The 26,174-nt window shown below is 70.3% G+C and carries 25 protein-coding genes and 1 tRNA gene; 20 read left to right on the forward strand and 6 right to left on the reverse strand.

Features of this window, described 5'->3' with window-relative positions; genetic code table 11:
• Positions 1–135: 135 nt before the first annotated feature.
• On the reverse strand, positions 136–1,470 hold the full coding sequence (locus AB0878_RS06185; protein ID WP_366577040.1) for a hypothetical protein: 1,335 nt from the start codon (positions 1,468–1,470) through the stop codon (positions 136–138).
• Between the two features lie 114 nt (positions 1,471–1,584).
• On the opposite strand from AB0878_RS06185, the gene AB0878_RS06190 reads away from it, so the two are divergent.
• From AB0878_RS06190 to AB0878_RS06205, 4 genes are all read left to right on the forward strand, one after another.
• Complete coding sequence (locus AB0878_RS06190) at positions 1,585–2,073, forward strand: hypothetical protein (RefSeq protein WP_366577042.1); 489 nt, start codon at positions 1,585–1,587, stop codon at positions 2,071–2,073.
• A gap of 130 nt (positions 2,074–2,203) precedes the next feature.
• Positions 2,204–2,809: a hypothetical protein gene (locus AB0878_RS06195; protein WP_366577044.1), complete on the forward strand. Its 606-nt coding sequence runs from the start codon at positions 2,204–2,206 to the stop codon at positions 2,807–2,809.
• A 214-nt stretch (positions 2,810–3,023) separates the two neighbouring features.
• Entirely contained in the window at positions 3,024–3,533 is a 510-nt protein-coding gene (locus AB0878_RS06200) for a DUF2716 domain-containing protein (protein WP_366577046.1), read from the forward strand.
• Positions 3,534–3,618: 85 nt separating this feature from the next.
• On the forward strand, positions 3,619–4,020 hold the full coding sequence (locus AB0878_RS06205; RefSeq protein ID WP_366577047.1) for an immunity 7 family protein: 402 nt from the start codon (positions 3,619–3,621) through the stop codon (positions 4,018–4,020).
• Between the two features lie 105 nt (positions 4,021–4,125).
• On the opposite strand, the gene AB0878_RS06210 is transcribed toward AB0878_RS06205, so the two are convergent.
• Together AB0878_RS06210 and AB0878_RS06215 are read right to left on the reverse strand one after the other, a co-directional pair.
• On the reverse strand, positions 4,126–5,598 hold the full coding sequence (locus tag AB0878_RS06210) for a phosphocholine-specific phospholipase C (protein WP_366577049.1): 1,473 nt from the start codon (positions 5,596–5,598) through the stop codon (positions 4,126–4,128).
• 950 nt (positions 5,599–6,548) lie between these two features.
• Positions 6,549–6,621: transfer RNA gene (locus AB0878_RS06215), tRNA-Gly, on the reverse strand.
• Between the two features lie 219 nt (positions 6,622–6,840).
• On the opposite strand from AB0878_RS06215, the gene AB0878_RS06220 reads away from it, so the two are divergent.
• The 11 genes from AB0878_RS06220 (at position 6,841) to AB0878_RS06270 (ending at position 18,327) form a co-directional block, all read left to right on the forward strand.
• On the forward strand, positions 6,841–8,436 hold the full coding sequence (locus AB0878_RS06220) for a sigma-70 family RNA polymerase sigma factor (protein ID WP_366577051.1): 1,596 nt from the start codon (positions 6,841–6,843) through the stop codon (positions 8,434–8,436).
• Between the two features lie 108 nt (positions 8,437–8,544).
• A complete protein-coding gene (locus AB0878_RS06225; protein WP_360598683.1) occupies positions 8,545–8,985 on the forward strand; it encodes a DUF983 domain-containing protein in 441 nt (146 codons plus the stop codon).
• A 68-nt stretch (positions 8,986–9,053) separates the two neighbouring features.
• Positions 9,054–9,914, forward strand: a complete 861-nt coding sequence (locus tag AB0878_RS06230) for a DNA-formamidopyrimidine glycosylase family protein (protein WP_366577053.1) — start codon at positions 9,054–9,056, stop codon at positions 9,912–9,914.
• A 214-nt stretch (positions 9,915–10,128) separates the two neighbouring features.
• On the forward strand, positions 10,129–11,430 hold the full coding sequence (locus AB0878_RS06235; protein ID WP_366577055.1) for a histidine kinase: 1,302 nt from the start codon (positions 10,129–10,131) through the stop codon (positions 11,428–11,430).
• Positions 11,431–11,448: 18 nt separating this feature from the next.
• Positions 11,449–12,294 carry a S49 family peptidase gene (locus tag AB0878_RS06240; RefSeq protein WP_366577057.1) on the forward strand — a complete coding sequence of 282 codons (846 nt, stop codon included), beginning with the start codon at positions 11,449–11,451 and terminating at the stop codon, positions 12,292–12,294.
• A gap of 163 nt (positions 12,295–12,457) precedes the next feature.
• On the forward strand, positions 12,458–13,291 hold the full coding sequence (locus AB0878_RS06245; RefSeq protein WP_366577059.1) for a LytTR family DNA-binding domain-containing protein: 834 nt from the start codon (positions 12,458–12,460) through the stop codon (positions 13,289–13,291).
• Between the two features lie 4 nt (positions 13,292–13,295).
• Positions 13,296–13,802: a hypothetical protein gene (locus tag AB0878_RS06250; protein WP_364043725.1), complete on the forward strand. Its 507-nt coding sequence runs from the start codon at positions 13,296–13,298 to the stop codon at positions 13,800–13,802.
• 69 nt (positions 13,803–13,871) lie between these two features.
• Entirely contained in the window at positions 13,872–15,659 is a 1,788-nt protein-coding gene (locus AB0878_RS06255; RefSeq protein ID WP_366577061.1) for a cation acetate symporter, read from the forward strand.
• Positions 15,660–15,778: 119 nt separating this feature from the next.
• Positions 15,779–16,096, forward strand: coding sequence for a DUF485 domain-containing protein (locus AB0878_RS06260; RefSeq protein ID WP_364043731.1), 318 nt, complete (start codon positions 15,779–15,781; stop codon positions 16,094–16,096).
• A gap of 50 nt (positions 16,097–16,146) precedes the next feature.
• Positions 16,147–16,497 carry a rhodanese-like domain-containing protein gene (locus AB0878_RS06265; RefSeq protein WP_366577063.1) on the forward strand — a complete coding sequence of 117 codons (351 nt, stop codon included), beginning with the start codon at positions 16,147–16,149 and terminating at the stop codon, positions 16,495–16,497.
• Positions 16,498–17,349: 852 nt separating this feature from the next.
• Positions 17,350–18,327: a DUF4328 domain-containing protein gene (locus AB0878_RS06270; RefSeq protein WP_366577065.1), complete on the forward strand. Its 978-nt coding sequence runs from the start codon at positions 17,350–17,352 to the stop codon at positions 18,325–18,327.
• Between the two features lie 74 nt (positions 18,328–18,401).
• On the opposite strand, the gene AB0878_RS06275 is transcribed toward AB0878_RS06270, so the two are convergent.
• Positions 18,402–18,986: a TetR/AcrR family transcriptional regulator gene (locus AB0878_RS06275; protein WP_366577067.1), complete on the reverse strand. Its 585-nt coding sequence runs from the start codon at positions 18,984–18,986 to the stop codon at positions 18,402–18,404.
• 99 nt (positions 18,987–19,085) lie between these two features.
• Between AB0878_RS06275 and mca the strand changes: the two genes are divergently transcribed.
• Positions 19,086–19,883 (forward strand): mycothiol conjugate amidase Mca, encoded by a 798-nt coding sequence (gene mca, locus AB0878_RS06280; protein ID WP_366577068.1) that lies wholly within the window; start codon positions 19,086–19,088, stop codon positions 19,881–19,883.
• Positions 19,884–20,311: 428 nt separating this feature from the next.
• Here the strand turns inward: mca and AB0878_RS06285 are convergent, their stop codons facing one another.
• On the reverse strand, positions 20,312–21,466 hold the full coding sequence (locus AB0878_RS06285) for a cytochrome P450 (protein WP_366577070.1): 1,155 nt from the start codon (positions 21,464–21,466) through the stop codon (positions 20,312–20,314).
• 178 nt (positions 21,467–21,644) lie between these two features.
• Here AB0878_RS06285 and AB0878_RS06290 point away from each other — a divergent pair, with 178 nt between their 5' ends.
• The 4 genes from AB0878_RS06290 to AB0878_RS06305 all read left to right on the forward strand — a co-directional run bounded on the left by AB0878_RS06290 (position 21,645) and on the right by AB0878_RS06305 (position 24,512).
• Positions 21,645–22,520 (forward strand): DUF5926 family protein, encoded by an 876-nt coding sequence (locus AB0878_RS06290; RefSeq protein ID WP_366577071.1) that lies wholly within the window; start codon positions 21,645–21,647, stop codon positions 22,518–22,520.
• 125 nt (positions 22,521–22,645) lie between these two features.
• A complete protein-coding gene (locus AB0878_RS06295; RefSeq protein ID WP_366577073.1) occupies positions 22,646–22,999 on the forward strand; it encodes a DUF952 domain-containing protein in 354 nt (117 codons plus the stop codon).
• Positions 23,000–23,058: 59 nt separating this feature from the next.
• Positions 23,059–23,688: a SigE family RNA polymerase sigma factor gene (locus tag AB0878_RS06300; RefSeq protein ID WP_366577074.1), complete on the forward strand. Its 630-nt coding sequence runs from the start codon at positions 23,059–23,061 to the stop codon at positions 23,686–23,688.
• Positions 23,685–24,512, forward strand: a complete 828-nt coding sequence (locus tag AB0878_RS06305; protein WP_366577076.1) for a hypothetical protein — start codon at positions 23,685–23,687, stop codon at positions 24,510–24,512. The genes AB0878_RS06300 and AB0878_RS06305 overlap by 4 nt, the downstream gene beginning before the upstream one ends.
• Positions 24,513–25,536: 1,024 nt before the next feature.
• Here the strand turns inward: AB0878_RS06305 and AB0878_RS06310 are convergent.
• The gene (locus tag AB0878_RS06310; RefSeq protein WP_366577078.1) at positions 25,537–26,088 is read right to left on the reverse strand and encodes a ferritin; all 552 of its coding nucleotides are present in this window, start codon (positions 26,086–26,088) and stop codon (positions 25,537–25,539) included.
• Between the last annotated feature and the right edge of the window lie 86 nt (positions 26,089–26,174).

Genomic DNA, 26,174 nt, shown 5'->3' on the forward strand with positions numbered 1-26,174 from the left:
CAGGGCCCCCCTTATCTGTCGGCATGGCGACGATCAGTGCGCCACCGCGACCCGATGTGTGTGACGACGTGGACATTGTGCACGGCTGTGACCCCGCGCGACCCCGCGGGTCGACTTCCGTGGCCGGGGCTCGCGTCAGCGGGCGGGCAGGGCCGCCGCGACCTTCGTGCGGATCTGTTCGATCCGCGACCGGAGCACCACCGCGTCGTCCGTGAGCGGCTGCGACACGCCGATGCCGATGGCCACCGGACCGGAGGTGTACCAGAACGCGAGCACGCGCCCGGCCGGGCTGCTGCCCGAGTAGAGGAGGTCCGTCGGCGCCGGTCCGAGCGGCGTGCTGCCGAAGCCGCCCGCCGTGAGGTTCTGCTTCAGCCCCTTCACGAGCTGCGCGGCCTGCGCGGGCGAGGGCGTCGGCACGGCCAGCAGGATCGTGCCGTTGTCGGTGTGCGTGGTGTCGGCGTACGCGTGGTAGACGAGCTCGGACGCGGTGGCGGCCTTCATCAGGTCCGCGTCGGCCTGCGACACGACCTTGAGCTGCACGGCCTTGTCGAGCGACATCGTCGAGTTGTCGGGGTTGGGCGTGCCCGCCAGCTCCGGGAGCTTGTCCTCGAGCGAGGCCTCCTGGCCGCCGGAGGCCGTGGGCACCGGCGGCGGCGAGACCGTGTCGGCGTTGTCGCTCTGGTTCGGCCGGTTGCCGATGTACCAGATCCCGCCGACGACCAGCGCCAGCACGACCAGCACCCCGAGCGACAGGAACAGCCACGTCGGCTTCTTCTTGCGCGGCGGCGCTTCCTCCCAGAGGCGGCGCAGCTCGGGCGTTTGCTGCCGGCCCAGGTCACCCGTGTCGCCGGTGACGGGCAGGTAGCCGGTCGGCCTCGTGTCGGCCGGGCTCGGCGCGGTCGCGAACGACGGCTCACCGTCCTTCGGGCTCCACCGCGGCTTCCGGGTCAGCGACGACCGCGGCGGCCGCGGCGGCTTGGCCTTCTTCTTGTCCTGCTTGTCCGGCTCGGGCTGCGGCTCTGCGGGGACGGGCTCGGTGACCTGCTGCTGGACGGGGTGCCACACCGGCTGGGGCTGGGCTTGCTGCGGCTGGCTCGCCGGGTTGGCGCTGGCCCAGGTGTTCGCGGTGCTCGGAGTGGCCGGCGCCATCGGCGTGGTCTGCGTGGTCGGCGTGGTCGGCGCCCAGCCCTGCTGCGACTGGTTCCACGACACCGGCTCGGCATTCCAGGTCCCCGCGGCCGGGCTCGGCTCCGTCACCTGGGCGGGGAGCTCGCTCGCGCCCGCCCGCAACGGCGAAGCCACCGGCGAGGCCGCAGCCCCACCCGACGCTTCCGCGAGCAGCTCCTCGCGCTTGTGCCGGTGCTCGGCGTGCCCGATCCGGCCCGCGGCCAGATCGGAGTCCAGCCGCCGAAGCTCTTCCTGCCAGCTCATCGCCATCCTCTGCCACTGGTCGGGGCCGTAGTTTTTCATGCACCCGGACCTGCGGGGGTACCGGTTTGTCGACTCGTGATCGATTCGTCGGCGAGATCATTCCGCGCCAGTCGCGTGGCGTCCAGGGTCCAGGGCCGTCCGTAGGATCGGTGTATGTCCTCCGCCCGCGGTGAACTGGCCGCCCTGGCCGTGGACCGGCTCGCCGGCCGAACCGTTCTTCCCGATGACCTGGTCGCCGCGGCGGTGCGGGCGGTCGTCGCGGGGCTCGACTCGCCGACGCTGCCAGAACTCGCTGGGCTCGGGCACGACGACGCGACCGCGCCCGACCTGTTCGCGCAGGTCGTGGCCGAGCTGGGCATCGAGGTGCCCGCCGACGCGGCGGCGGCCCGCTGGCAGCTGCTCGGCGAAGCGCTGGCCGTCCTAGCACGTGGCGACGTGTCGGTGAAGGAGGGTGCCACTGTCGTCTGGGAGCTCGATTCGCGGCTCGACCACCCCGGCGGGCTTGCCGAGATGCGGCGGTGGATCGCGATGCTCGACTCCTGGATCCCCACCGACGTCACGCCCGTCAGCTTCTGCGAGGACCAGATCCTCCAGCAGGCCCGTGAACTTCTCGCCGGAACCTGGCCGCCGATCACCCGTTGAGCGGCAAAAACTGTCGTACACATGTTCTAAAATTGGCCGTGTCCAGGGGAGATGCCGCTCGCACACTGTTCACCAAGTGTGCAGCGCGGGCGGCATCGGCGAAGAGTTCGGACCGGAAGGCGGCTGTCCCATGGCCTACATCACCCTGCCCTCGTTCGTCGGCTACAGCGCGAGCACGGGTCCCACGCGGTCGTCGTTCGTGCGGCGCCAGCGGCGGCTGTACGAGGACCCGGCGCGCGCGGCGTTCAACTACTACCGGCGGGCGGCCAACGCGGTGCGGGCCGGGCGCGCGGCTCGGCAGGACGAGGTGGCGATGCGGTCGCTCGTCCACCACGCGGACGACCGGACGCGGCCGCACTACTCGGCCATCGCGGAGGGCTGGCTGCGCTACCTGGGCCGGCGCGACCCGAAGCTGATCGAGGTCGGCCGGGCGCGCGTGCCGCTGGGGGAGCTTGAGGTGGGCCTCAGCCCGCAGCTCGGCCTGCGCAAGAGCAACGGCGGCCGCTACGCGACTTGGCTCTACTTCAAGGAGGAACCGCTCACGCGTGACGCCGCGCAGCTCGCGCTGTGGCTGCTCACCCAGGGCATGTCCGACATCCTGCCGGGCGGCGAGGCGCTGGTCGTCGACGTGCGGCGCGCGAAGGAGTTCGCGCTCACGGCGCGCGACCGCGAGCGGCTGCGGCCGTGGGCGTTCAGCGAGGCGTCAGCGTTCATGACCCTGTGGGATGCTGCGTGAGGTGACGTTCGGTGACCGGGCGCCCCGGCTGCGCTCGGTCACCGAACCCCAGGCCACGGACACGAGACGCACCCACTCGGGTGACGCTTTTTGCACTGGGCGGCTGTGGACTGGACAATCTCGCCCCCGGACACGAAGCTTTCGACAGTTTTGAGCCGGCCGATGACTTCGAGGTCGATAAGTGAACGCAGCAGCCTGGGAACCGCTCTCAAGAGTGGCCGACGAGCCCGCTTGGTACTGGGTCTACAACAAGCTCGGCTTCTGGCCGAGCACTTTCGCGCACGACTGGCCCGGCTTCCGCGAGCCCACGCCGTCGCGGACGTGGGACCTGTCGGCGGGTGACTTCGACCGCGCGTCGGCGGAGTTCCGGCTCGGGCCGTACGCGGTGGAGGAGCCCGACGTCGCGCGGATCGTGCTGGCGGCGCTGAAGGAGAGCGTGCGCGAGGACGAGTGGCTGTGGGTGCTGCACTGGCAGCACCAGTCGTTCAAGTTCTGGCCGCACCGCATGGCCGAGGGCGCGGCGTGGCCGGTGCCCGTGTTCCCGCGCGGCGACTACCACCTGTTCCTCGCCGAGGACTTCAGCTTCGGCACGCTCGGGCACCCATGGGAGCGCACGCTGTGCGCGTTCGGCGAGCGGCTGCTGCCCGCCGTGGAGAAGCACGGCGAGGGCGTGCTGACCAAGGTCCTGCGCCGCGACGGCCGCCCCAGCGCCCTGGCTCGCTGACCGCCCGTCCCGCCTGGAGAACCGCCCGTCGCGGCGGGCCGACCGGCGCATCGGCGCAGCTTGTGGCGCTGCTACCGTTCGCGACGTGTACGAATACCACGGCTGGGTGACCATCGCGGCGACCACGAGCGGCGACGACAACGCTGCTCTGCTGGAGCGCCTGGTCGATCGCGTCCACCGAGCCGTGCGGGACGCCGGCACGCTGGACCTCGTCGACCTCCGCTGGAGCGCGGGCATGCCGATGCTGCACCTCGGCGGCCTCGACAAGCACGGCGGCGCGATCGCGCCCGAGCTGCTGGAGACGTTCACGCGCGTCGGCGAGCTGGCGCCGGGTTCCTACGGGCTGCTGCACGTCTGGGACGACCAGGATCCCGACCACGACAACGAGTTCCGCGTGTTCCGCATGGCGCGCGGGGTCGTCTGCGAGCACCGCGACGAACACTTGACGCCCGTCGCCCCGACCGTGCTGGACGTCTACGAGCTGTAGGACTGTGCGGTAGCCAAAACGGCACGAACGGCCCCTTCGCGCTTGTGGCACGAAGGGGCCGTTCGCTTCTTCTGCCCGCGGGAGGGCGTTCTGGGTGGGACGCCGTCAGTGGTGGTGGTTCGGCGTCTGCGGGCGGCTGCCCGGCTCCTGGCGCGGCGGCTTCTGGTCCGTGCCCGGGAACACGGGGGCGGGCAGGTTCGCGGCCTCGTAGCGCGACAGCGTGAGCGGGCCGGAGGTGTCGGGCAGCGTCGGCGGCTGCGCCTTGTGGTCGTTGAAGCGGAAGGCCGAGGTCATGTCACCGAAGGTCTTGCGGCGCCAGTCGGAGATGTTCGTCTCGCGCACACCGGTGACCTGCTCGAGGAACTGCAGCGTCGACGTGTGGTCGAACGGCTCGCTGCACACCCAGCCACCCGCGGTCCACGGCGAGATGATGATCGCCGGCACGCGGTAGCCCGCGCCGACCGAGAGGCCGTTGCCCTTGGTGCCGCCCGGCGAGGTCTTGGTGACGAACTCGTGCGGGGTGCCGGCGGGCGGCATCGGCGGGACGACGTGGTCGAACAGGCCGTCGTTCTCGTCGTAGTTGAGGATGAACACGGTCTTGGCCCACACGTCCGGGTTGGACGCGATGGCGTCGATCTTCGAGGCGACGAACGCCGCGCCCTCGGCGGGCGTGTAGTTCGGGTGCTCCGAAGCCGTGGAGGTGCAGATGATCCACGAGACGGTGGGCAGCTTGTCGTTGCGCGCGTCGTACTCGAACTGGCCCTCGGGGCGGTGGGTCAGGCCGTTGACGGCGAGCGGCGAGTCGGCCGGCGCGTTCTTGAAGTTGGCGAAGTTCTCGAGCATGTTGCAGCCGTAGGTGTCGCTCTGCTCGTAGACCTTCCAGCTCACGCCCGCGGCCTGGAGGCGCTCCGCGTACGTGGTCCAGGTGTAGCCGCCGGCGGGGGCGTTGTTGTCGAGGATGGGGCCGCCGTTCTCACCGTCGGGGTCGACGGTGCCGGTCATCCACATCATGCGGTTGGGCCACGTCGGGCCGAGCACCGAGCAGAAGTAGGAGTCGCACACGGTGAACGACTCGGCCAGCGCGAACTGGAACGGCAGGTCGGCGCGCGTGTGGTAGCCCATCACGTACGGGCCGTTCTTGCCGTCGGCCTTGCGGTGGGCCGGCAGCCAGCTGTCCATCTTGCCGCCGTTGAGGGCGTCGTGCTGGACCTGCCAGGCGTGGGAGGTCGAGGGGATCTTCTGGGCGTTGGTGGCGTGCGTGTCGAGGTGGAACGGCAGCGCGTAGCCGGCGGGGTTCTCGGCGTCGGGCTGGTAGAACACGGACTTGCCGTTCGGCAGCTTCTTGGCGTGCGGGTCGCCGAACCCGCGGACGCCGCGCATGGTGCCGAAGTAGTGGTCGAACGACCGGTTTTCCTGCATCAGCAGCACGACGTGCTCGATGTCCTTGATCGAGCCGTGCTTGGGCGCGCCCTGGGCGAGCGCCTTCTGCACGCTCGGCGGAAGGAGCGTGGCCGCGGCGGCGGCAGCGGCGGCCCCGGCGGTGGATCCGAGAAGACGGCGACGAGTCAGTTCGGTCATGGCTGACACCCTGCAGCCACGCCGTCACCCAAAAAGGTGGTTATCTCGGAACGAGTGACTAACACATGATGAAAACAACTGCCGAACTACCCAACAACCCCCAACCACCCTGTTTCCGCTGGTAGAGGCATTACGCCACTCGGCGGTTCCCTTCGGGCCGTTGCTCCGCCTTGCCTCGCGCTGGTGGTCTTCTAACCGTCCGCTTGCCTTCTGCTCTGGTGCCTTGGCCGTCGTCGGGTCACCTCTGCAGGTGGTTTCCGGGTGCCGCTGGACGCACCCCGATCATCGATTGTCACGACGGTCTGAATCGGCTTGTCAAGGCGGGAAAGCGTGCCTTGACAAGCCGATTCAGACCGTGTGGGGGCTGCGGATCGAGGCGCAGGGAGGGGTCAGGGTGTTCCCGCTACTGCGCTGCCGCCCTGCGGTTGGGTGCATGGCAGCCACCGCCGGTTGGGAGCACGCTCGGCCACCGCGCTCAGCCCGAGCGCCTGGCCCGCCGGCCCCGCGCTCCCTTAGCGCCCAGCCCCGCACCGCACCGCACCAACGCAGCCGTCTCACCACTCAACCCGGCCACTGCGCGAAGGTCAGCCACCCGCAACTTGCTCCGGGTACTCGTCTCACCAGCGCGCCTCAACCGCGCAGCGCCTCCGCCCCGCAACTCGCCAGCGCAGGTCTCTCACCACTCACCTCGGCCGCGCAGCGCCTCCCGGCCGCACCTCACCAGCGCAGGTCTCTCACCACTCACCTCGGCCGCGCAGCGCCTCCCGGCCGCACCTCAACAACGCGTCCGTCCCACCACGAGCACTGCGCTCCGCGCAGTAGCTCCCCCCACCCAGCCACGCAGGATCCGTCACCGATGGCACCGCGGGGGTCCGGGGGCTCGGCCCCCGGGAGACATGGCGAGGGCCACCCGGCTCGCGCTTTCCGCGAGCAGAGTGGCCCCTGGACCGAGCGGATGACGGGATTCGAACCCGCGACCCTCACCTTGGCAAGGTGATGCGCTACCAGCTGCGCTACATCCGCGTTGACCGCTTGTTGCTCGGTGTTGGGGTAACTCTATACCGAGGGGTGAGAGCCACTTTCGGGGGGTCCGCCTTGGGCCTTCGCGCGCTGTGACGTGCTTCGACTCGGTGCTTCGGTGTCACATCGGGCGTACAAGGGGTGACGACGGGCTTTTCGCTCCGTATGGTGTCCCCATTCGACCGAGTGGTGAGTCCTTCGGGGGAGGAGGTGCCTTGCCGGATGACCGAGCTGGGCACGGCGCCGCCACCAGCGGCCTCGGAATCCGACGAGCAGGCACTTCTTCAGCGGCTCCGCAATGGGGAAGACGCGGCGTTCGGGCAGCTGTTCGAGCTCCACGCGACGGCGGTGCGGAGATTGGCGCAGAGCCTGGCGTCGGACAGTTCCGAGGCCGAGGACATCACGGCCGAGACGTTCTTCCGGGTGCTGCAGGCGCTGCGGCGCGGCGCGGGCCCGCGTGACTACGTCCGCGCGTATCTGCTGACAGTCGCGCGCCGGGTGTCGTGGGAGTGGCACGGGGCGCGCCGCGACGTGCCGGTGACCGATGACGAGCTGACGTTCCGCGCCGGCGCCGGTGCCGATACCAATGCGCGCACCGCCGAGCACACGTTGATCACCACGGCGTTCACGAGCTTGCCCGAGCGCTGGCGCACGGTGTTGTGGCAGACCGAGGTCGAGGGTGAGCAGCCCGCCATGGTCGCGCCGCACTTCGGGCTTTCGGCCAACGCGACGGCGGCGCTCGCCCGCCGCGCGCGTCAGGGCCTGCGGGCGGCCTACTTGCAGGCGCACCTTTCGGTGAACCGCGGGCCGGAGACGTGCCGTTCGGTCGTCGAGAAGATGGGCGGCTTCACGGCCGGCAGCGTCACAGGTGCCGAAGCCGAGCGGATCAAGGCGCACCTGCTGGGGTGCGCCTCGTGCCGCGCGACGCAGGACGAGCTGCGCGACGTGTGTTCCTCGCTGCGGGCGCACGCCGAGGTGATCGTGGTCGCGGTGCCCGCGCTGGTGGGCATCGGCAAAGCGACGGGCGTCGTCACCACCGTGAAGAGCGTGCTGTTCGGCTCGAAGGTCAAGGTGGGCCTCGCGCTCGCGTCGACGGCCGCCGCGGGTGTCGCCGGGTTCACGACCGGTCCGCTCGTGTTCGGTACGCACCCGATGCAGGACGTCGGGCTCCAGGGCGGCGCGCCGGAGCTGGCATTGCAGCCGCCCGCGCCGCCGGCTCAGCAGCCGCCGCCGCAGGTGCAGCACGGTCCGCGCGTGGCGACCGGCCAGTTGCACGGCGCCGCGCGGCCGCAGCGCTCGTCGGCCCACACCATCGCCTCGCACCTGGGCGTCAACGACGTGCCGAAGATCCCGGGCCGGCCCGTCGCCGGAACCGGTGCCGGGCAGCCGTCCGACAGTTCGCCCCGCGACGACCTCCCCGGCGGCAGCCCGTCGCACTCCCCGATGTCGAGCGAGAACTCCACGGACTCCCGCGCCGACACCGAGCCGGACCTGACGTCGGGCGACCCGTGCGACGACCCGACGATCGACGGCCCCTACAGCACCACGCGGACCTCGTACCCGCCGTCGTTCGTGCCGCCGCCGTCGTTCACGTACGTGCCCCCGCCGGAGACCTACCTCCCGCCGACGGTCACGACCACGCCGACGCCGGGCGACACCGTCCCGGAGAAGCCCGGATCATCCTCGAAGTCCGCTCCGACCAAATCCACGCAGTCCGAGACTCGGTCCGAGACGGACACGACGTCCCAGGACTCGGGAGACGTGACCCCCTCGGATGTCACCGGTTCGGCCGAACCCGATTCACCGTCGGCTCCCTGAGCAGCGAAAACCGGGCAAACCTCGCGCCACGCTCCGTGACCACCTCGCGCTGACGGGCGCCGTCACGGTAGCGTTGAGCGACTCGAGCGTCGCCCGGGAGGCAACAGGATGAACCGGCTGGTGCGCGGCGAAGACGGCCGCGACTGGGTGGTCCGAGCCCAGATGGAGTGGCGTGCGCCCGCCACCGCGGACGATTTCGAACACGACGTGGCCGGCAGCTACACGCCGGGCATCGCCATGCTCCTGGTCACGGCGTTCCTGGCCGTGGTGCTCGTGATCTGGACACCGGACCAGGTGCGCGTGCCGGCGTGGGTGTTCCTCGCGATCCTGCTGGTGCTGCTGTTCTTCCCGTTGCGCTGGATCCTGCGCCGGCCGTGGACGGTCGTCGCCGAGACCGAGGGCGACGTCACGGGCGACCGGCCGTCGGAGCGCTGGGTCGGCACGATCCGGGGCATGTTCACGGTGTCGGGCGAGGTCAAGCGGATCACGAAGACGATCCAGAAGCACTCGCTGCCTGATTTCGACGGACCTCTGCACCCGGTCGAATAGGGCTGTCGAACAGGGCTGCCGGCCAACGGCACCTGGCCGATTCGGGCATCACGAGCAAGACTGGTGCCATGCCCGAGCTGCCCGAGGTCGAAGCACTGGCCCACCACCTGCGTGAACACGCCGTGGGCTCCACGGTGTTCCGGATCGACGTCGCCTCGCTCAGCGTCCTGAAGACGGCCGTGCCGCCCTACACCGAGCTGCACGGTCGCGAAATCACCGGTGCCACGCGCCACGGCAAGCACCTCGACGTGGTCCTCGGCGACCTGCACCTCGTCGTGCACCTCGCGCGCGCCGGCTGGCTGCGCTGGTCCGACCAGCTTTCGCCCACCCCGTTGAAGCCCGGCAAGGGCCCGATCTCGCTGCGCGTGCACCTCAACGCGGCGGCCGGCCCCGGCTTCGACCTGACCGAGGCCGGCACGAAGAAGGGCCTCGCCGTCTGGATCGTCCACGACCCGAACGAGATCCCGAGCGTCGCGCGCCTGGGACCCGACGCGTTGTCGCTCGACGCGTCGCAGCTGCGCGAGCTGTTCGCCGGCAAGGGCACGCGGCTGAAGTGGGCGCTCACCGACCAGTCGCTCATCGCCGGCATCGGCAACGCCTACTCCGACGAGATCATGCACAAGGCCAAGCTCTCCCCGTACGCCACCGTCGGCAAGCTCGACGAGGGCGCGCTGGAGACGCTGGCCGCCGCCATCCACGACATCGAGAGCGACGCCGTGCAGCGCTCCGTCGGCCAGAAAGCCGCGATGCTCAAGGGCGAGAAGCGCTCGGGCCTGCGCGTGCACGCCCGCACCGGCCTGCCCTGCCCGGTCTGCGGCGACACCATCCGCGAGATCTCCTTCGCCGACAAGTCGTTCCAGTACTGCCCCACCTGCCAGACGGGCGGCAAACCCCTGGCCGACCGCCGGATGTCGCGCCTGCTCAAGTAACGCCGGGCCCGGGCTCCGCGAACCGTCCGCACGACGGGTCCGTTCGCGCCGTGGGAGCGCTGGGCCAAACGGACGAAAGCCGGCCCGATGGCCGTCGCAGGGAGTGACCGTGCGGCCCTGGCCCGCCGCTCGGTAGGGTTCAGCCACCCTCGGTCGTCACAACTGGACAGAAAGTGGGGAGCAAGCCTTGCACCCGGTCGGTCGAGCGCAGAGCATGGACGTCGTGTCCGCCTTCCCCCTCGCGCAGGTCGTTCCGTGGGCGCTGGCCGGTGTGCTCGCGGTCATCGTGCTCGTGCTGCTCTTCAAGGTGCGCCGGCCCAAGGGCGTGATCCAGGACGCCGTGCTGCAGGCCGTGCACCGGATGTCGAAGGCCACGCCGAACCTGCGGGCCGGGCTCGACGAAGAGGCCGCCAACCGCATGACAGCCGAGCTGCTCGAAGTGCTCGACTGCCTCGCCGTGGGGATCACCGACAGTGAGGGCACGCTCCTGTCGTGGGCCGGTGAGGCGACCGACCACTACCTCGACCTCGTCGACGACATCGGCACCGCGCTGCGCAAGCACCGCCGCGCCGTCGCCGACCACAACCGGATGCCGTGCAACCACCGCGGTACCTGCAAGATGAAGACCGCCGCCATCGTGCCGATCCTGGTCGAGGGCACGGCGGAGGCGACGCTGATCGTCGTCGGGCGCACGCGCGGCAAGCTCGTGCAGATGGCCGAAGCCGTGGCGCAGTTCGTCTGCACGCAGTTCGAGCTGGCCCGGCTCGAGGAATCGCGCAACCAGCTGCAGCAGGCGGAGATCAAGGCCCTGCGCGCGCAGATCTCGCCGCACTTCGTCTACAACGCGCTGAACACGATCTCCGCGCTCATCCGCACGGATCCCGAAGAGGCGCGCGAGCTGCTTCAGGACTTCGCGGACTTCACGCGCTACTCGTTCCGCACCTCCGGCATGTACACCACGCTGGCCGAGGAGCTGCGCAACATCGACCGCTACCTCACGATCGAGAACGCGCGCTTCGGCGGCCGCCTCGAGGTGCGCATGAAGATCGCGCCCGAGGTGCTGAGCGTGGTCGTGCCGTTCCTGATCATCCAGCCGCTGGTGGAGAACGCGGTGAAACACGGCCTGGCCAGCAAGCCCAGCGGCGGCTGCGTCACCGTGATCGCGCAGGACTACGGCACCGAGGCCCTGATCAGCGTCGAGGACGACGGCATCGGCATGGACCCGCGCGCGCTCACCGACCTGAAGAACGCGCACCGCACCGGCGCCCACGTCGGCCTCGGCAACATCAACCAGCGCATGCGCCAGGTGTTCGGCGAGGACTACGCGCTCACCGTCGACACCGCGCCCGGCGCCGGCATGAAGGTGACGCTGCGCGTGCCGAAGTTCAAGCTCGGCGTGCGCCCGAACATGCCCGACTACTCGGCCGACGTGCCGGCCCAGGGCGGGCCCGAGGACGACGAGGTCGAGCACAACGGTGTGAACGGATCGCGTTCGGGAATGCTGCCTGCCCTCTGACATGGCTAGCCTGGCGGCATGAGCGTTACCGAGAAGCTGACGTCCCGCCTGCCCGTGCTCGGCGACCGTGTCGAGCGCAAGGACGTGGTCGCGGTGGTGAAGCTGCACGGCGTGATCACGCCTTCGCCTTCGCCGCTGGCGCGTGGCTCGATCAACCTGGCGACCGTCGAGTCGGTGCTGACCAGGGCATTCGGCCACGACCGGCTCAAGGCGGTGGCGCTGCTGATCAACTCGCCGGGCGGCGCGCCGACGCAGTCGGGCCTGGTCGCGGAGCGCATCCGCCAGCTGGCCGACGAGAAGAAGGTGCCTGTGCTGGCCTTCGCCGAGGACGTCGCGGCGTCCGGCGGCTACTGGCTCGCGTGCGCCGCCGACGAGATCTTCGCCCACCGCACGTCGATGGTCGGTTCCATCGGCGTGATCAGCGGCGGCTTCGGGTTCACGGGCCTGCTGGAGCGCTTCGGTATCGAGCGCCGGCTGCACACGGCGGGCGCGAACAAGTCGCGGCTCGACCCGTTCAGCCCGGAGAAGCCCGAGGACGTCGAGTGGCTGAAGAAGATGCACACGCAGCTCCATGAGCTGTTCGTCGACTGGGTCAAGGAGCGCCGCGGCGGTCGGCTCACCGACACCGAGGATCTGTTCACCGGCGACGTCTGGCTCGGGCAGAAGGCGCTCGACCTCGGCTTGATCGACGGCCTCGGCTCGCTGCGCCAGATCGTCACCGAGCGGTACCCGGACGCGGAGATCTCCGTCGCCGAGCCGAAGAAGCCATTGCTCGCGCGCCTCGGCATCGGTGCGCCCGCGGCGGCGAGCGCGGTGCTCGACGCGGTGACCACCAAGGCGGCGTGGGCCCGCTTCGGTTTGTGACCTCCGGACACCCGTGCGCGTCCAGTACTAGCCCGGTTGGCCGCAACCGTCGCACGGCACTGTGCCGCGCCCGTGACCAGGAATGGGGCAAAGGGGGCGTCGCCTTTCCCCGACGGGCGGATGAGCCGGACGGGGCTGGACATTGCACTCGGCAATGGGCAGGATGCGACTCACTGTGAGTGCTCATGAAGACACCCGGAAGCTCATCGTCCTGGCGGTGGACGACGAGCTCAACGGGCTTGACGAACTGACCCACGGCCTGAGGAACAACCCGCACATCCACCGCGTCTTCAAGGCGTCGGACGCCTCCGACGCGCTGCGGTTGTTCTCCCACGACGACCCCGAGCTCGTCGCCCGGCGCGCACAGGGCCTGCCGACGGTCGACGCCGTGTTCGCCGACATCGACATGCCCGGCCTGTCCGGCATGGAGATGTCGCGCGTGATCGCGGCGATGAACCCGTCGCCGATCCTGGTGTTCGTCACGGGCCACGCCGAGGAAGCCGTGAACGCGTTCGACCTCGGTGCCGTCGACTACGTGCTCAAGCCGTTCCAGCAGGACCGCCTCGACCGGTCCGTCTCGCGCGTGCGCGAGAAGCTGGCCGCGGCCGCGTCGCCGCCGCCCGGGCAGCGCGCGGGGGAGCCGGTGAAGAACGACGACGAGGTCATCCCCGTCGAGCTCGCCGGCACCACCAAGCTCATCCCGCGTTCGTCGGTGCGGTGGGTGGAGGCCCAGGGCGACTACGCCCGGCTGTTCACCACCGAAGGCAGCCACCTGGTGCGCATCCCGCTGGCCCAGCTCGAGGAACGCTGGGAGAAGGCCGGGTTCGTGCGCATCCACCGGTCGTTCCTGGTCGCGTTGCCGCTGATCACGGAGCTGCGGATGGGCCAGGGCGGCTACCAGGTCGTGATCGGCAACGAGGAGAAGGTGCTGCCGGTCAGCCGTCGGCACACGCGAGCGCTGAAGGACCGGCTCGTCGGCTCCGGCCGCGGCGGCTGAGCCCGTGTCCGCGCCCGACGACCCGTACCACCGCCTGGCCAACGGGGTCCGCGAACCGGACCCCACGCTGGGTCGCGTGCCCGAGGACAGCGCGGTCGTGGAGCCGGTGCCACCGGCGCCCGAGCCGCTGCGCCCGGCCGAGCCCGCGCACGAGAAGCCGAAGCGCCAGCGCGTGGTGCTGGCCGACCCGCGCCAGTCGGCGGGCCGGATGCGGGCGCGCGTGGAGCTGGAGGAGCAGACCAGCTGGGGAAAGCTGCTGGTCCGCGACCTGGTGAAGGTGCAGCTGCGCACGGCCGTGCTGCTCGCGTTGCTAGTGCTGCTGGTGCTCGGCGCGATGCCGGTGCTGTTCTACCTGCTGCCCGCCGTCGCGCGGTTCACGGTGATCGGTATCCCGATCCCGTGGCTCGTGCTCGGGCTGCTGCCGTTCCCGTTCCTGTTCGCGGTGGGCCTTTGGTACAACCGGCTCGCCGAGCGCCACGAGCGCGACTTCGTGGACATGATCGAAAACTGACCGCCGCGGACGGGAAAGCCCCGGTGGCGGGGCATCACCGGCCTGCGGGCTCGTGCGAGGATTCCAGCCGTGCAGCTGAACCCGTGGGCGTTGACCGGCGTCGTGCTGGTCGCCCTCGCGACGTACTACCTCGGGTACCGCTCGTCGCGTTCGGCCACCAGCACACACGATTTCCTCGTCGCCAGGCGAACGGTCCGTTCGCGCCGCAACGCCGCGGCGATCTCGGGTGAGTACCTGTCGGCGGCGTCGTTCCTGGGCGTCGCGGGCATCGTGCTCAAGGAAGGCGCCGACGCCACCTGGTACCCGATCGGTTTCACCGCCGGCTACCTCGCGCTGATGCTCTTCGTCGCCGCGCCGCTGCGCCGCTCGGGCGCGTACACGCTGCCGGACTTCGTGGAGATGCGCCTCGGTTCGCTGGGGCTGCGCCGCTTCGCGACGGCGTTCGTCGTGTTCATCGGCATCCTCTACATGGTCCCGCAGCTGCAGGGCGCGGGGCTCACACTCGCGTCGATCCTGCCCGTGCCCGCGTGGGTGGGCGCGGTCGTGGTCACGATTCTGGTGGGGATCAACGTGATCGCCGGCGGCATGCGCGCGATCACGGTGGTCCAGGCCTTCCAGTACTGGCTCAAGCTGTTCGCGATCTCCGTGCCGACTTTCGTGCTGTGCATGGTGTTCTTCAGCGGCGGCGGCCCCGGCGGCGTGCGCTCGCTCGGCTCGCCGGCCCCGCCCGTGTTCACCCAGGACACCACGGTTTCGGTGCAGACCGACGTGACGGTGAAGGTCTCGACCGAGACCTACTTCTACGCCGACGGCCGCATCGACGACGGCCCCGCGCGCGGCGTGGCGCGCTGGTCGCCGCTGGTCCCGCACACGGTCGAGAAGGGCACCACGCTCAAGTTCGCCGCGGGCACGCCGGTGCCGGTGATCAGCGACGCGCCGGCGTCCAACGACGCGTGGCTGCACCCCGCGTCCGGCAAGATCACCGACCTGCTGCAGACGTACTCGCTGATCTTCGCGCTGTTCCTCGGCACCATGGGCCTGCCCCACGTGCTGGTGCGCTTCTACACCAATCCCGACGGCAAGGCCGCACGCCGCACGACCGTCCACGTGCTGCTGCTGCTCGGGCTGTTCTACCTGTTCCCGACGATGCTGGGCGCGCTGTCGCGGATGTACGTGCCGCAGCTGCTCGTCACGGGCAACACCGACGCGGCCGTGCTGATGCTGCCGTCGGCGATGGTGCCGGGCGTGGCGGGCCAGATCCTCGCGGCGATCGTGGCGGCGGGCGCGTTCGCGGCGTTCCTGTCGAGCTCGTCGGGGCTGCTGGTGAGCGTGGCCGGCGTGGTGTCCACGGACCTGCTTCCGGGGCGCGTCAAGGACTTCAAGGTGGGCACGGCCATCGTCGCGCTGTGTCCCCTCGGCCTGGCGTTCCTGCTGCGCACGGAAGACATCTCGCTGTCGATCGGCCTGACGTTCGCGTTGGCGGCCTCGACGTTCAGCCCGCTGCTGCTGCTCGGCATCTGGTGGCGCAAGCTCAGCTGGCCCGGCGCGCTGGCAGGCATGCTCGTCGGCGGCGGGCTGGTGCTGGCCGCGCTGGGCGTCGACATCGCGGCCGGCTACGCGAGCTTCGAAGCGCCTTGGTACACGAGCCAGCCGGGCCTGATCTCGGTGCCGGCGGCGTTCATCACGACGTACGTGGTCAGCCGCCTGACCCGCTACGGGCGGCCGGAGCTGGTCAACGACATCATGCTGCGCCTGCACGCCCCCGACCCGCTCGGCCTCATGCGGGACCGGGCCGTCGCGCGGTTCGGCCAGGCGGAGGACAAGGCACGCGCCGGGCGGGGCCGGCACCGCAAGTAGGTCACTCGGGGTCACTCGGAGTTGCTCCTCAATCACCCGATCGACGAGGTCGCGTCAGCCTTTCCGGGGCGCAAGATCTTCGTATTGGTCGTGGTGGTGTCGTTGTCGGGAGGGGCGCCGTGGAACGCACCGAAGCGGACGTCGACTGGGAGCACGTGCAGGCGACGCCCGAGTTCCAGCAGCTGCGCCGACGCCGGCGCGGGTTCGTGTTCCCGATGTCGGCGGCGTTCCTGGCCTGGTACCTGCTCTACGTGCTCCTCGCGGACTACGCGCACGCATTCATGAGCGCGCGCCTGTGGGGCAACATCACCGTGGGTCTGGTGCTGGGCTTGGCGCAGTTCCTGACGACATTCGTCATCACCGCGTTGTACGTGCGCTTCGCGAACCGCAAGCTGGATCCCCTGGCCGCGGAGCTGCGCGCCGAGTACGGGGGCTAGCGTCTGGTTCCTCACACGCGTACAACGCCTGGACATGGGAGCATGGAACTGTGGTGAGCCCCGCTGAACTGCCGACCGCCGAGGTCCGTGACCTGCCGACGGACGGCGTCGCCCTGCTGGACGTCCGCGAGGACGACGAGTGGGCCGCCGGCCACGCGCCCGGCGCCGTCCACATCCCCCTCGGCGAGCTGCCCGCGCGCGTCGACGAGCTCTCCGAGCTCCCCGACGACCAGCCCGTCTACGTCATCTGCCGCAGCGGCGGCCGCTCGGCCCGCGCCACCGCCTGGCTCAACGCCAGCGGCTGGGACGCCGTCAACGTCGCCGGCGGCATGGGCTCCTGGGCCCGCGAGGGCCGCCCCATGGTGAGCGAAACCGCGGGCGCCGAACCCGAGGTCATCTGACGGATGCCACCGGCCCAGCCCCCCGTCCCCCCGGGACCCGCCCACCCCGCGGGCCCTCAGGGCGGCGCGGGCTGGCCGCAGTACCCGCCTTGGCAGGGCGAGTCTTCTCCTGACGGCTGGGTGCCGGGGTTCGGTGCGCCGGCCGGCGGCTCAGACCCGCAGACGGGGGTGCCACAGTCCGGGCAGGGCTTTGGTGGGTCGGCTGATGGCGCTGGCTCGCCGGGCGCCTCGGGCCAGGCCGCTGTGCCGGGCTTTGGTGCGCCAGCTGGCCCCAACTCATCTGCGGGCGCTTCGGATCCGTACGCCGGGGTGCCTCAGTCCGGGCAGGGTTTTGGTGCTCAGGCGGCTGGTAGTCCTGGCTCACCTGCTGGCGTCTCGGACTCGCCCTCGGGGGCGCCTTACGGCGCGCCGGTCGATGGTGCCGGCTCGGCCGCGGGCGCTTCGAATACGTACGCCGCGGTGCCCAAGCCCGGGGAGGGTTTTGGTCCGCCGCCGGTCGGTGGTCCTGGTTCACCCGGCGCCTCGGGCCAGGCCGCAGTGCCGGGCTTTGGTGTGCCGGCTGGTGGCCCTAACTCACCCGCGGGCGCTTCGGATCCGTACGCCGGGGTGCCTCACTCTGCGCCGGGGTTTGGTGCTCAGGCGGCTGGTGGTCCTGGTTCACCTGCAGGCGCTTCGGATCCGTACGCCAGGGCGCCTCACTCCGCGAGCGGCGCTGGGCCGGCTGGCCCGAGCCATGCCGGCGGGTACTCGCAGGCTGGCAGCTACCCGGCGCCCGGCGCAGGCGCCTACCCGGCCGAGGCCGGCCATCACCCGGGATTCGCAGCCCCCGCTCAGCAGCCCCAGTACCCGCCGTTGTCTGCCGCGGCCCGCCCGTTCACCGCGGCCCCGCAGGGCCAGGTGCACCGCACCGCGCCGGAGCATCCGTCGCCGCCGCGACAACGTCCGCGCCTGAAGTGGGTCGCCTCGCCCCCGCCCGGCTCGGTCACGCGCCGGCGCGCGGTGGCGGCCACGCCGTACACCGGCCCGCCGTCCTACCCGACCCCGCCGCGCTGGGGCTTCCCGAACCTCGTCTGGCGCCGCCCGACGACCGTGCCCGGCACCGCGTCCGGCGCGGTGCGTGCGATCGACCGCATCCCGGTCCTGGCGCAGAGCCTCAACACCATCCTGTGGACGTTCGTGGTCCTCGCGCTCGCCGCGGCGGGCTCGGAGATCTGGCGCTACGCCCTGCTGGTGCAGAGCCGCGACTCCGCGCTGAGCACGTCGGTGGTCGGCTTCTCCGACGCGTTCGTCGTCACCGCCGGCCTGCTCACCACCATTCTTTCGCTGCTCCCGGCCGGCCTGGCCGTGTGGTGGCTGCTCGTCGCCCGCCACGCCGCCGCCGACGAGGCCGGCGTCGAGCCCGCGCGCCCCGTGTGGCAGGTGCTCGTCGGTGTGCTCGTGCCGATCGCGAACCTGCCCATGGCGCTGTCCGTGGTGGGCGAACTGGAACACGCCGTCCTCCGCCGCCCCCGCGACGAACGCCCCAAGCCCTCCCGCCTCGTCCTGGTCTGGTGGGCCACCTGGCTCGCCAACTGGGTGCTCCTCGCGGTCACGATCATCTGGCGCCTGCGCCCCGGCGTCCAGGCGATGGCCGACAGCGTCGTCCTCGTCGCCCTCACCGACCTCACGGCCGCCGCACTGGCGATCACCACGGCCCTCGTCATCCGCCGCTTCTCCGACCTCCTGATGCCCATCGCCCCCGGCCGCCTGCGCACCCTCCGCGTCCTCAAGATCGACGGCGCCCCCGAACCGGAGCTGCACAACGCCCGCCCAGTCGGGGCTGCTCGCTGAGCGTCGCTGGGCCTTGGTCTCAGCGCGGGGTTCGGTGCTGCATCTGTTGTCAGGCCGACGGCAGTCGTTGAGCCTCAGCCGAGCGCTGGTTCGAGCTGCCCGAACGCCTTCGTTGCCGCGTCGCGCAGTTTGGAGACCAGGTTGTTGTCGCCGGCGTAGGTGAGGTCCCAGGTCTCGTCGAAGAGCAGCCGCAGCACCGAGGTCAGGTGGGCCGCCGTCGTGCGCGCGAGGATGGGGGACTCGGGCTCCGGCAGGACGGCGGCGAGCTGCTGTTCCCGGTCGAGGTGCATCTGCGCGAGCGCGGCCATCAGCGTCACGCTTCCGCGCACCATCCCGACGAACTCGATCCCCGCGAACCCCAGCAGCGCACTCCGCTCGTCGAGCGCCGCGAAATACCCGTCGCGCACTGCCGCGAACGGCGTGCTCGACGGCGCCTGCTGCACCAGCTTCGTCGGCCAGTCGACGAAGTCGTTGCGGATGTCGAAGACAAGGTCCTCCTTGCGCCCGAAGTGGTTGGTCACGGTCATCTTCGCGACGCGCGCCGCCTCCGCGACGTCGGCGATCGTCACCCCCTCGAACCCCCGCGCGATGAACAGCCGCGTCGCCGCGTGCGAGATGTTCTGCCTGGTCTCGAGTTTCTTCTGCTCCCTGAGGCTCACCCGGCCAGCATACTAGGTCCAACCTAAATTTGTGCTTGACCCAGTAAAGTGGCCCAACCTAATCTTAGGTCCGACCTAACTAACACCGAAGGGACACTGATGACCCTGCGCTTGCTCGCCGTTCACGCCCATCCCGACGACGAATCCAGCAAAGGCGCCGCCACCCTCGCCCGCTACGCCGCGGAAGGCGTCGACGTCCTCGTGGCCACCTGCACCGGCGGCGAGCGCGGCGATGTGCTCAACCCAGCGCTGGACACCCCGGCCATCCACAGGGACCTACCCGCCGTCCGTCGCCGCGAAATGGCCGCCGCTGCGGAGATTCTCGGTGTGCGTCAACAGTTCCTGGGCCACGTTGACTCAGGCCTCGACCAGCCGCTACCCGAAGGCTGCTTCGCGAAACTGTCCATTGAGGACGCCGCCAAGCCTCTCGAAGACCTGCTCCGCGAATTCCGTCCACAGGTCGTGATCACCTACGACGAGACCGGCGGTTATCCACACCCCGACCACATCCGCACCCACGAAGCCACCCGCGCCGCCTTCGCCGCCACCGACGACGGCACCCCGCGCAAGCTCTACTACCAAGCCACCCTCAGCCGCGCGTGGTTCCAGGCCATGCACGACGCCACCCTCGCCGCCGGCCTCGAGTCACAAATGGGCCCGGTCCTCGACGAGCTCCCGCCCGACCGCCTCCGCGCCACCACCAGAATCCGCTGCGAGCAGTACTTCGACACCCGCGACCGCGCCCTCAAAGCCCACGCCACCCAGGCCGACCCGGCCCACCCGTTCTTCCACCACTCCCGCGACGTCGAACGCGCCGCCTGGCCCTGGGAGGAGTACCACCTCGTCGGCAGCACCCCGGACACCCACGAAGACGACCTCTTCGCCGGCCTCCGCTGACCCGGCCGACCAGCTCCACCTGACCCCGACCAGCCGGCTGGCCGACCAGTCCACGCACCCGGCCGGCCCAGCTGACCGATCCGGCCGGGCGAATCAGACCATCTTGGCCCGGCCAGAGCATCTGGTCAGCCGCACCCGGCCGACCAGCCCACCTGACCCCGACCAGCCGGCTGGCCGACCTGACCGACCAACCTGCCTGGCTCGACCGACCGATCCGGCCGATCAGTCCACGCGCTCGGCCGGCCTAGCTGACCGATCCGGCCGGGCAAATCAGACCACCTTGGCCCGGCCAGAGCATCTGGTCAGCCGCACCCGACTCGCCGAATCACCCTGACCGCCCGACCAGCCAGAGCCGCCCGGCCAGCCAGACTCGCCCGACCAGCACGAGTCAAACCAGCACAACCGGCGCCCGGCCCGTCAAGATCCGATCAAACCGTCACCGGCAATGTCCTCAATCCCCTGATCACGAACTCCGGCCGCCGCTCCGGCTCGGCCGCCAGACGCAGCCCCGGCAGCCGGGTGGACAGCGCCGACAGCGCCGCCGCGATCTCCACCCGCGCGAGCGGCGCGCCCACGCAGTAGTGGATCCCCATCCCGAAACCGAGATGCGCGTTCGGCGAGCGCCCGATGTCCAGCACGTCCGGCGAATCGAACACCCGAGGATCCCGCGCCGCGGCACCCAGCAGCGCGCCGATCTTCGTGCCGCGCGCCACCCGGTACCCGGCGATGTCCACATCCTCCGTGGCCGTGCGCTCGAACAGCTGCAACGGTGCGTCGAACCGGATCAGTTCTTCCACAGCCGAGTCGAGCAAACTTGGGTCCGACCCAAGTCGTTCCCACTCCGACCGATGGGTCAGCAGCGCGAGCACCCCGTTGCCGATCACGTTCACCGTCGCCTCGTGGCCCGCCATCAGCAGGAGCACGGCCGTGGCCACGACCTCGTCCGGCGTGAGCTCACTGGCCACGAGGTCGGCGACGATCCCGCCCGGCGTCCCGCTGACCACCGAGCGCAGGTACGCGACGAAGTCGGCTGCGGCCTGCTCGGCGGCGTCGCGGCCGGCTTCGGGCAGGCCGAACTCGTACATCTTCACGATCGCGTTGCTCCACGCCACCAGCCGCGGCCCGTCCTCGACGGGGATGCCGAGCAGCTCCGCGATCACGGCCACCGGCAACGGCTGCGCGAGGTGTTCCAGCAGGTCAGCGCTACCGTCGGCCTCGATCTTGCCCGCCAGTGTGTCCACCATGGACGAAGCGAGCCGCGCGACCATCGGCCGCAGCCGCTGCACGTGGCCGCGCCCGAACTCGCCCGCGATCACGCGCCGCAGCCGCGTGTGGGCCGGCGGTTCGTTCTCCAGCAAGGAGTTGCGATGCAGCAGGTTGAACGACGCGAACCGCTCCAGCGGCTGCGCGTCCGTCCAGATCCGGCCCAGCCCGCGGTGGCGCAACACGGCGGCCGAAGCGGCGTGGGAAACGGTGATCGCCAGGTCGAGCCCATCGTGGTGGTGCACCTCGCCCTCGGCGCGCAGCGCGGCGAACGCGGGGTACGGGTCGGCGAGGAAGGCGGGATCGGAAGCGTCGAACACGAGCCGACTCTACTGCGCCGATCGTTACCAATCCGACCACAGCCACGGCCGAATGGCTTCGTAACAACAGTTACGTGCCTCGTGGGGGTCCGCCTGCTTTTGGCCGGATCAGTAACCCGGGCGCCCCTCACGGCCCCCGCTTCGATAGCGTCTGGCGTCGAGCTTTGAGGAGGCTGAAGTGGGTAAAGGCGCGCGGAAGAAGGGTCCCAAGCCGGACCGCAAACCGAAGGTGCGCGACGTTTTCGTCGGGCAGCCCTTCGAGGGTCTGGCCGCGGAGCCGGAGCTGATCGCGTTGCGCGAGTTCGTGCCGTCGGCCACGGCGAAGCTCACGCTCGCCGAAGGCGGCGACGTCACCCTCGGCACCGTGCTGCCCATGGCGGCCGCGGCGTTCGTCCGGTCCGACGGGCAGCGCTACCTCGGGCTGCAGGTGCAGACGCGGTCGTCGGACATCAGCCGCGACCTCGGGCGGTCGCTGCGCTGGGTGCTCGACGCGAAGCCGGGCGACGTCCTGTCCGTCCCCGACACGACCACCCCGACCGACCCGGACGAGCACAACCGTCTGCAGGACCTGCTCGCGCCCGCCGCCGAGCTCGAGCTCACGCTCCACAGCGACTTCGGCTGGTGGCTGCCCGAGGACGCGGACGCGAGCGGCGACGTCGCGGTGTCCCTCGAGCGCGCCAACGCCGCCATCATGCCCACCGAACGCCTCGGCGCCGGTGCGTACTGGGTGCTCGCCGGCGAGAAGGCGCACCTGCGCTGGGTCCGTCCCGAACCGGAGAACCTCCTGCTGCAAGCGCTTGCGCGCCTGTCCGCGGCCGGCACGTTGGGCCTCGGCGAGGGCACGCGGTACGCGGGTTCGTTCCGCGCCCACGGCCTGCTCGTCCCGGTGTGGGACCTCGACCCCGAGGCGCACGCGCGGGAATGGGCCGAACCCAAGGACCAGCTCGGCGCCCGGCTCGAGGAGGCGCTGAAGTCGCTCGAAGCAGAGCCGCTCAACGCCACCGAGCGCCGCGCACGCGACGGCCTCATCGGCCGCCAGCTCACGATTCGCTGATTCGACCGGACGCTGTGGAAGTTCGACGCCGAACTTCCACAGCGTTGATCGCAGCGCCGAAGTCACACCCGCTCACCGGGTAAACCCATACCTCGACACGCCCCTGCGGTGGCACGATCGTCGGGGTGATCCTGCACATCTGTTCCCGCGACGAGTGGGCCGCCGTGCCCGAGGCCGGCGGATACACCGCACCTTCGCTCGCCGAAATCGGGTTCATCCACTGCTCCGACCCCGGCACCGTCAGCCTGCCCGCGAACGCGATCTACCGCGGCCGCACCGACCTCCTGCTGCTCGAGATCGACCCCACGCGGGTCGACGCGCGCGTGGTCTGGGAGGAGGGCGCCCCGCCGCACCCCGACGGGATCCTCTTTCCGCACATCTACGGCCCGATCCCGCGAAACGCTGTGGTCGCGGTACACGATTTCCCATCAGGCGCGGACGGCTCGTTGAAGCTGCCCGAGTCGCTCTCCGTGCGCTGAAATCGCGTGAATATTCACGGAAAGTAGTCGCGAGAGCTGGACAACCTGCGGGGGCTGCCATGCGTGTGGGGGATGACGAGGACGCGGTGCGCGGCGATCTCATCCGGGGAGGGGGCGATTTGGTGACGGCAGCGGCACCTGTCATCTCGGGAGAACCGACGTGGGTCGCGGGCGCGCGGGCGGCGGCCGAGCCCAGGGTGTTCGCCGAGTTCGGCGACTTCGTCGAAGCCAGCCTGCCCGGCTTGCTGCGCTACGGCCACGCGCTCACCGGCAACCCGCACGACGCCGCGGACCTGGTGCAGACCGTGCTCGAGAAGATCGGTTCGCGCTGGTCCTACGTTCAGCAGAAGACAGGCGACCCGCTCGCGTACGTCCGGCGCTCGATGGCCAACGCGCACGTCAGCCGGTGGAGACGCACGCGTCGGGAGAACCTCGTCGCGGACCTGCCGGACACGAGCCCGTGCGCGCCGGACGACCCGTTCGAGCACGAGCCGCTGTGGCAGGCGCTGCGAAATCTGCCGCCGAGGCAACGTGCGGTGGTGGTGCTGCGTTACTACGAAGGACTGTCCGAGGCCGAGATCGCGGAAGCGCTCGGCGTCAGCCAGGGGACGGTGAAGAGCCAGGCCAGCAAGGCCATCGCTTCGTTGCGGACGAAGCTGAAGCACGGAGAAGGGAGCGAAGCGGGTTGAACGTCTCCGAAGACGAGCTCGAACAGCGACTGCGCGCGCTCTTTTCCGACGACCGGCTCGGCGTCGCACCTCCGGCCGACGCGGCCCCGGCGATCATGGCCGGCGCGCGACGACGTCGGCAGCGGCGCAAGGTGCTGATGTCGGCGTCCGGGGCGGTGTGCGCGCTCGCGCTGGTGTCGGGCGGGCTCGTGGTGTTCAAGTTCCAGGCCACGACGGGCGCGGCCGACCTGACGGCTTCGCGACTGACAGTGCCGAACGTGTCCGCTCCGCCGCCAGTCGCGCCGGTGGCCTCGGCCTCGCCGCCGGCGGCTGAAGATCCGCCCGTGGCCCCGCCTGCCGCGCCGTCGCACGTGTCGACTGCTCCGCCGAAGCGGCATTCACCGCCGGCGTCGACGCGAGGTGACGCACCGACGAAGGTGACGAAGGGACCGTTGCTGACGGCGGACGGTCTCGGAGCCTTGAAGCTCGGGATGACCGAGGAGCAGCTCGCCTCGTCGGGCCTGACGTTGACGGCGGTCAAGGAAGCGGCCGGCTGCACGTACTACGACGTCGCCGGCGAAGGCGTCCCCGCCGCGACAGCCGTGGTTTCGCCGGACGCCGGCGTGGTGGTCGTCAAGCCGGACGGCGCCGCCCACACACCGGAGGGCGTCGGCGAGGGCTCGGCGAAGGAAGACGTGACCGCCGCGTACCCGGGAACATCCCAGGCTTCCGACGAGTTGGTAGCACCGACCGGCGACGAGGGCGCCTACCACTTCACCCTCGCCGACGACGGCTCCGTCTCGAGCCTCGACGTCCGCTCCGCCAACCAAACCTGCGCCGGCTGAGCCCGGCGCCGACCGAGGAACCCGGGCTATCCACAGGGGCTAGAGCCCGGGTTCCTCTCTGTTCGGGGCCTTGTGGATGAGCGGACCCGACTGGGTGGGCTCGACCTAGCGAGCTGCTGGCGAGCCGCGTTTGTGGGCGGCCTGGGTAGGTCGAACCCAGTGAGTTCGCGATGGACCGCCGCACCTGTGGACGTTGGATCGGACCTACCGACCCTTAGCTCGCGACTCGAAGAGATGCTGCGGCTCGGGCTGTTGTTGATGACTGGCTATGCCTGACCCAACTAACCACCAGTCGCTCGCACGTACCTCTGGCGCGGGCTCTTTGGGCTCGGACGTTGTGGATGGAGTTGGCTGGGGCCAACCTAATGCGTCCTGGGCGCGGCGCCGTGGAGTTTGCGCGGCGGCTGTCGCGTGGGAGGCGCTGTGGGCAGTCGGGTAGGTCGGACCCAATAAGCTCCAGCGAGGCTGTGCACGGGACTACTGGTGCTGGCATGGGCCCAGCGTTGTGGATAACTGGCTGGGTCGGGCCCAACGACCTGCAGGTCGGCCGCGGAAGTGCTACTTGCGTTGATATGGGTCTGCCGCTGTGGATGCTTGAGTGGGTCGGACCTAGCGAGGGTCAGCTTGACCGCGGGCAGCGCTGCTGGTGTTGGCATGGGCCTGGGCTTGTGGATAGCTGGATGGGGCGGGCCCAACGATCTGCAGCTCGGCTGTGCACAGCGCTTGCGCTGGCGTGGGTCTGGTGTTGTGGGTGGCCGAGCAGGTCGGACCTAGCGAGCTTCAGCTTGGCTGCGGGCAGCGCTACTGGTGCTGGTTGGGGCTGGCGTTGTGGATGATTGAGTGGGCCGGACCTAGCGAATCAACCGCGCGGGCTGACTGCGAGCGGCACGAGCCGGCGCCGCGCGGCCGCGAACCCTACAAACGACGGAGCCCGGGTTGTCCACGTGGGGACAACCCGGGCTCCGCGATGGCTCGTCTGATCGTGACAAGGCGCCCGTTGGCTGGGCCGGTTGAGCCGGCAGCCTTACAGGGCGCCGCCCGCGACGGGGGGCATGGCGGCGTCGGAGGGGGACGTGCCGACGGACTCGCGGTGGAGGAACTTCTCGATCTCGTACACGTTGTCACCTGCGCGGCGCGCGACGGTGACCAGCGTGGACATCTGGGAGATCTCCTCGACCTGCTCCTTGAGGAACCACTGCGTGAACTGCTCGCTGATGTAGTCCTCTTCGGCGCGCGCGGCCTTCGCCAGCGCGGAGACGTCGGCGGCGACCTCCTTCTCCTGCTCCAGCGCGAGCTCGAGGAGCTCCAGCGGGGCGGAGAACTCGTTGCGGACGTCCTTCACGCCCGGCACCTCCACGTGGTGGTCGCGGTCGAGCATGTACTGCACGAGCGCCATCGCGTGGTTCCGCTCTTCCACCGACTGCTTGTAGAAGTGCTTCGCGAGCTGCGGCAGGTCCTCGTTGTCGAACCAGACCGCCAGCGCGATGTACTGCTGGGACGCGTGGAACTCGTTGTGGATCTGCGCCTGCAGCAGTTCGTAGAACTTCGAGCGCGGTTCTTTCTTCGTGAGGGCCATGCCAATGACGGTACGACAACTCTCGATTAATTTCCACTTTTAGCTGGTGATCTCCACCCTATTAGGGTTACCATTCCTAAAGAAAT

The sequence above is a fragment of the Amycolatopsis sp. NPDC047767 genome, assembly GCF_040704195.1.
Taxonomy (GTDB): domain Bacteria; phylum Actinomycetota; class Actinomycetes; order Mycobacteriales; family Pseudonocardiaceae; genus Amycolatopsis.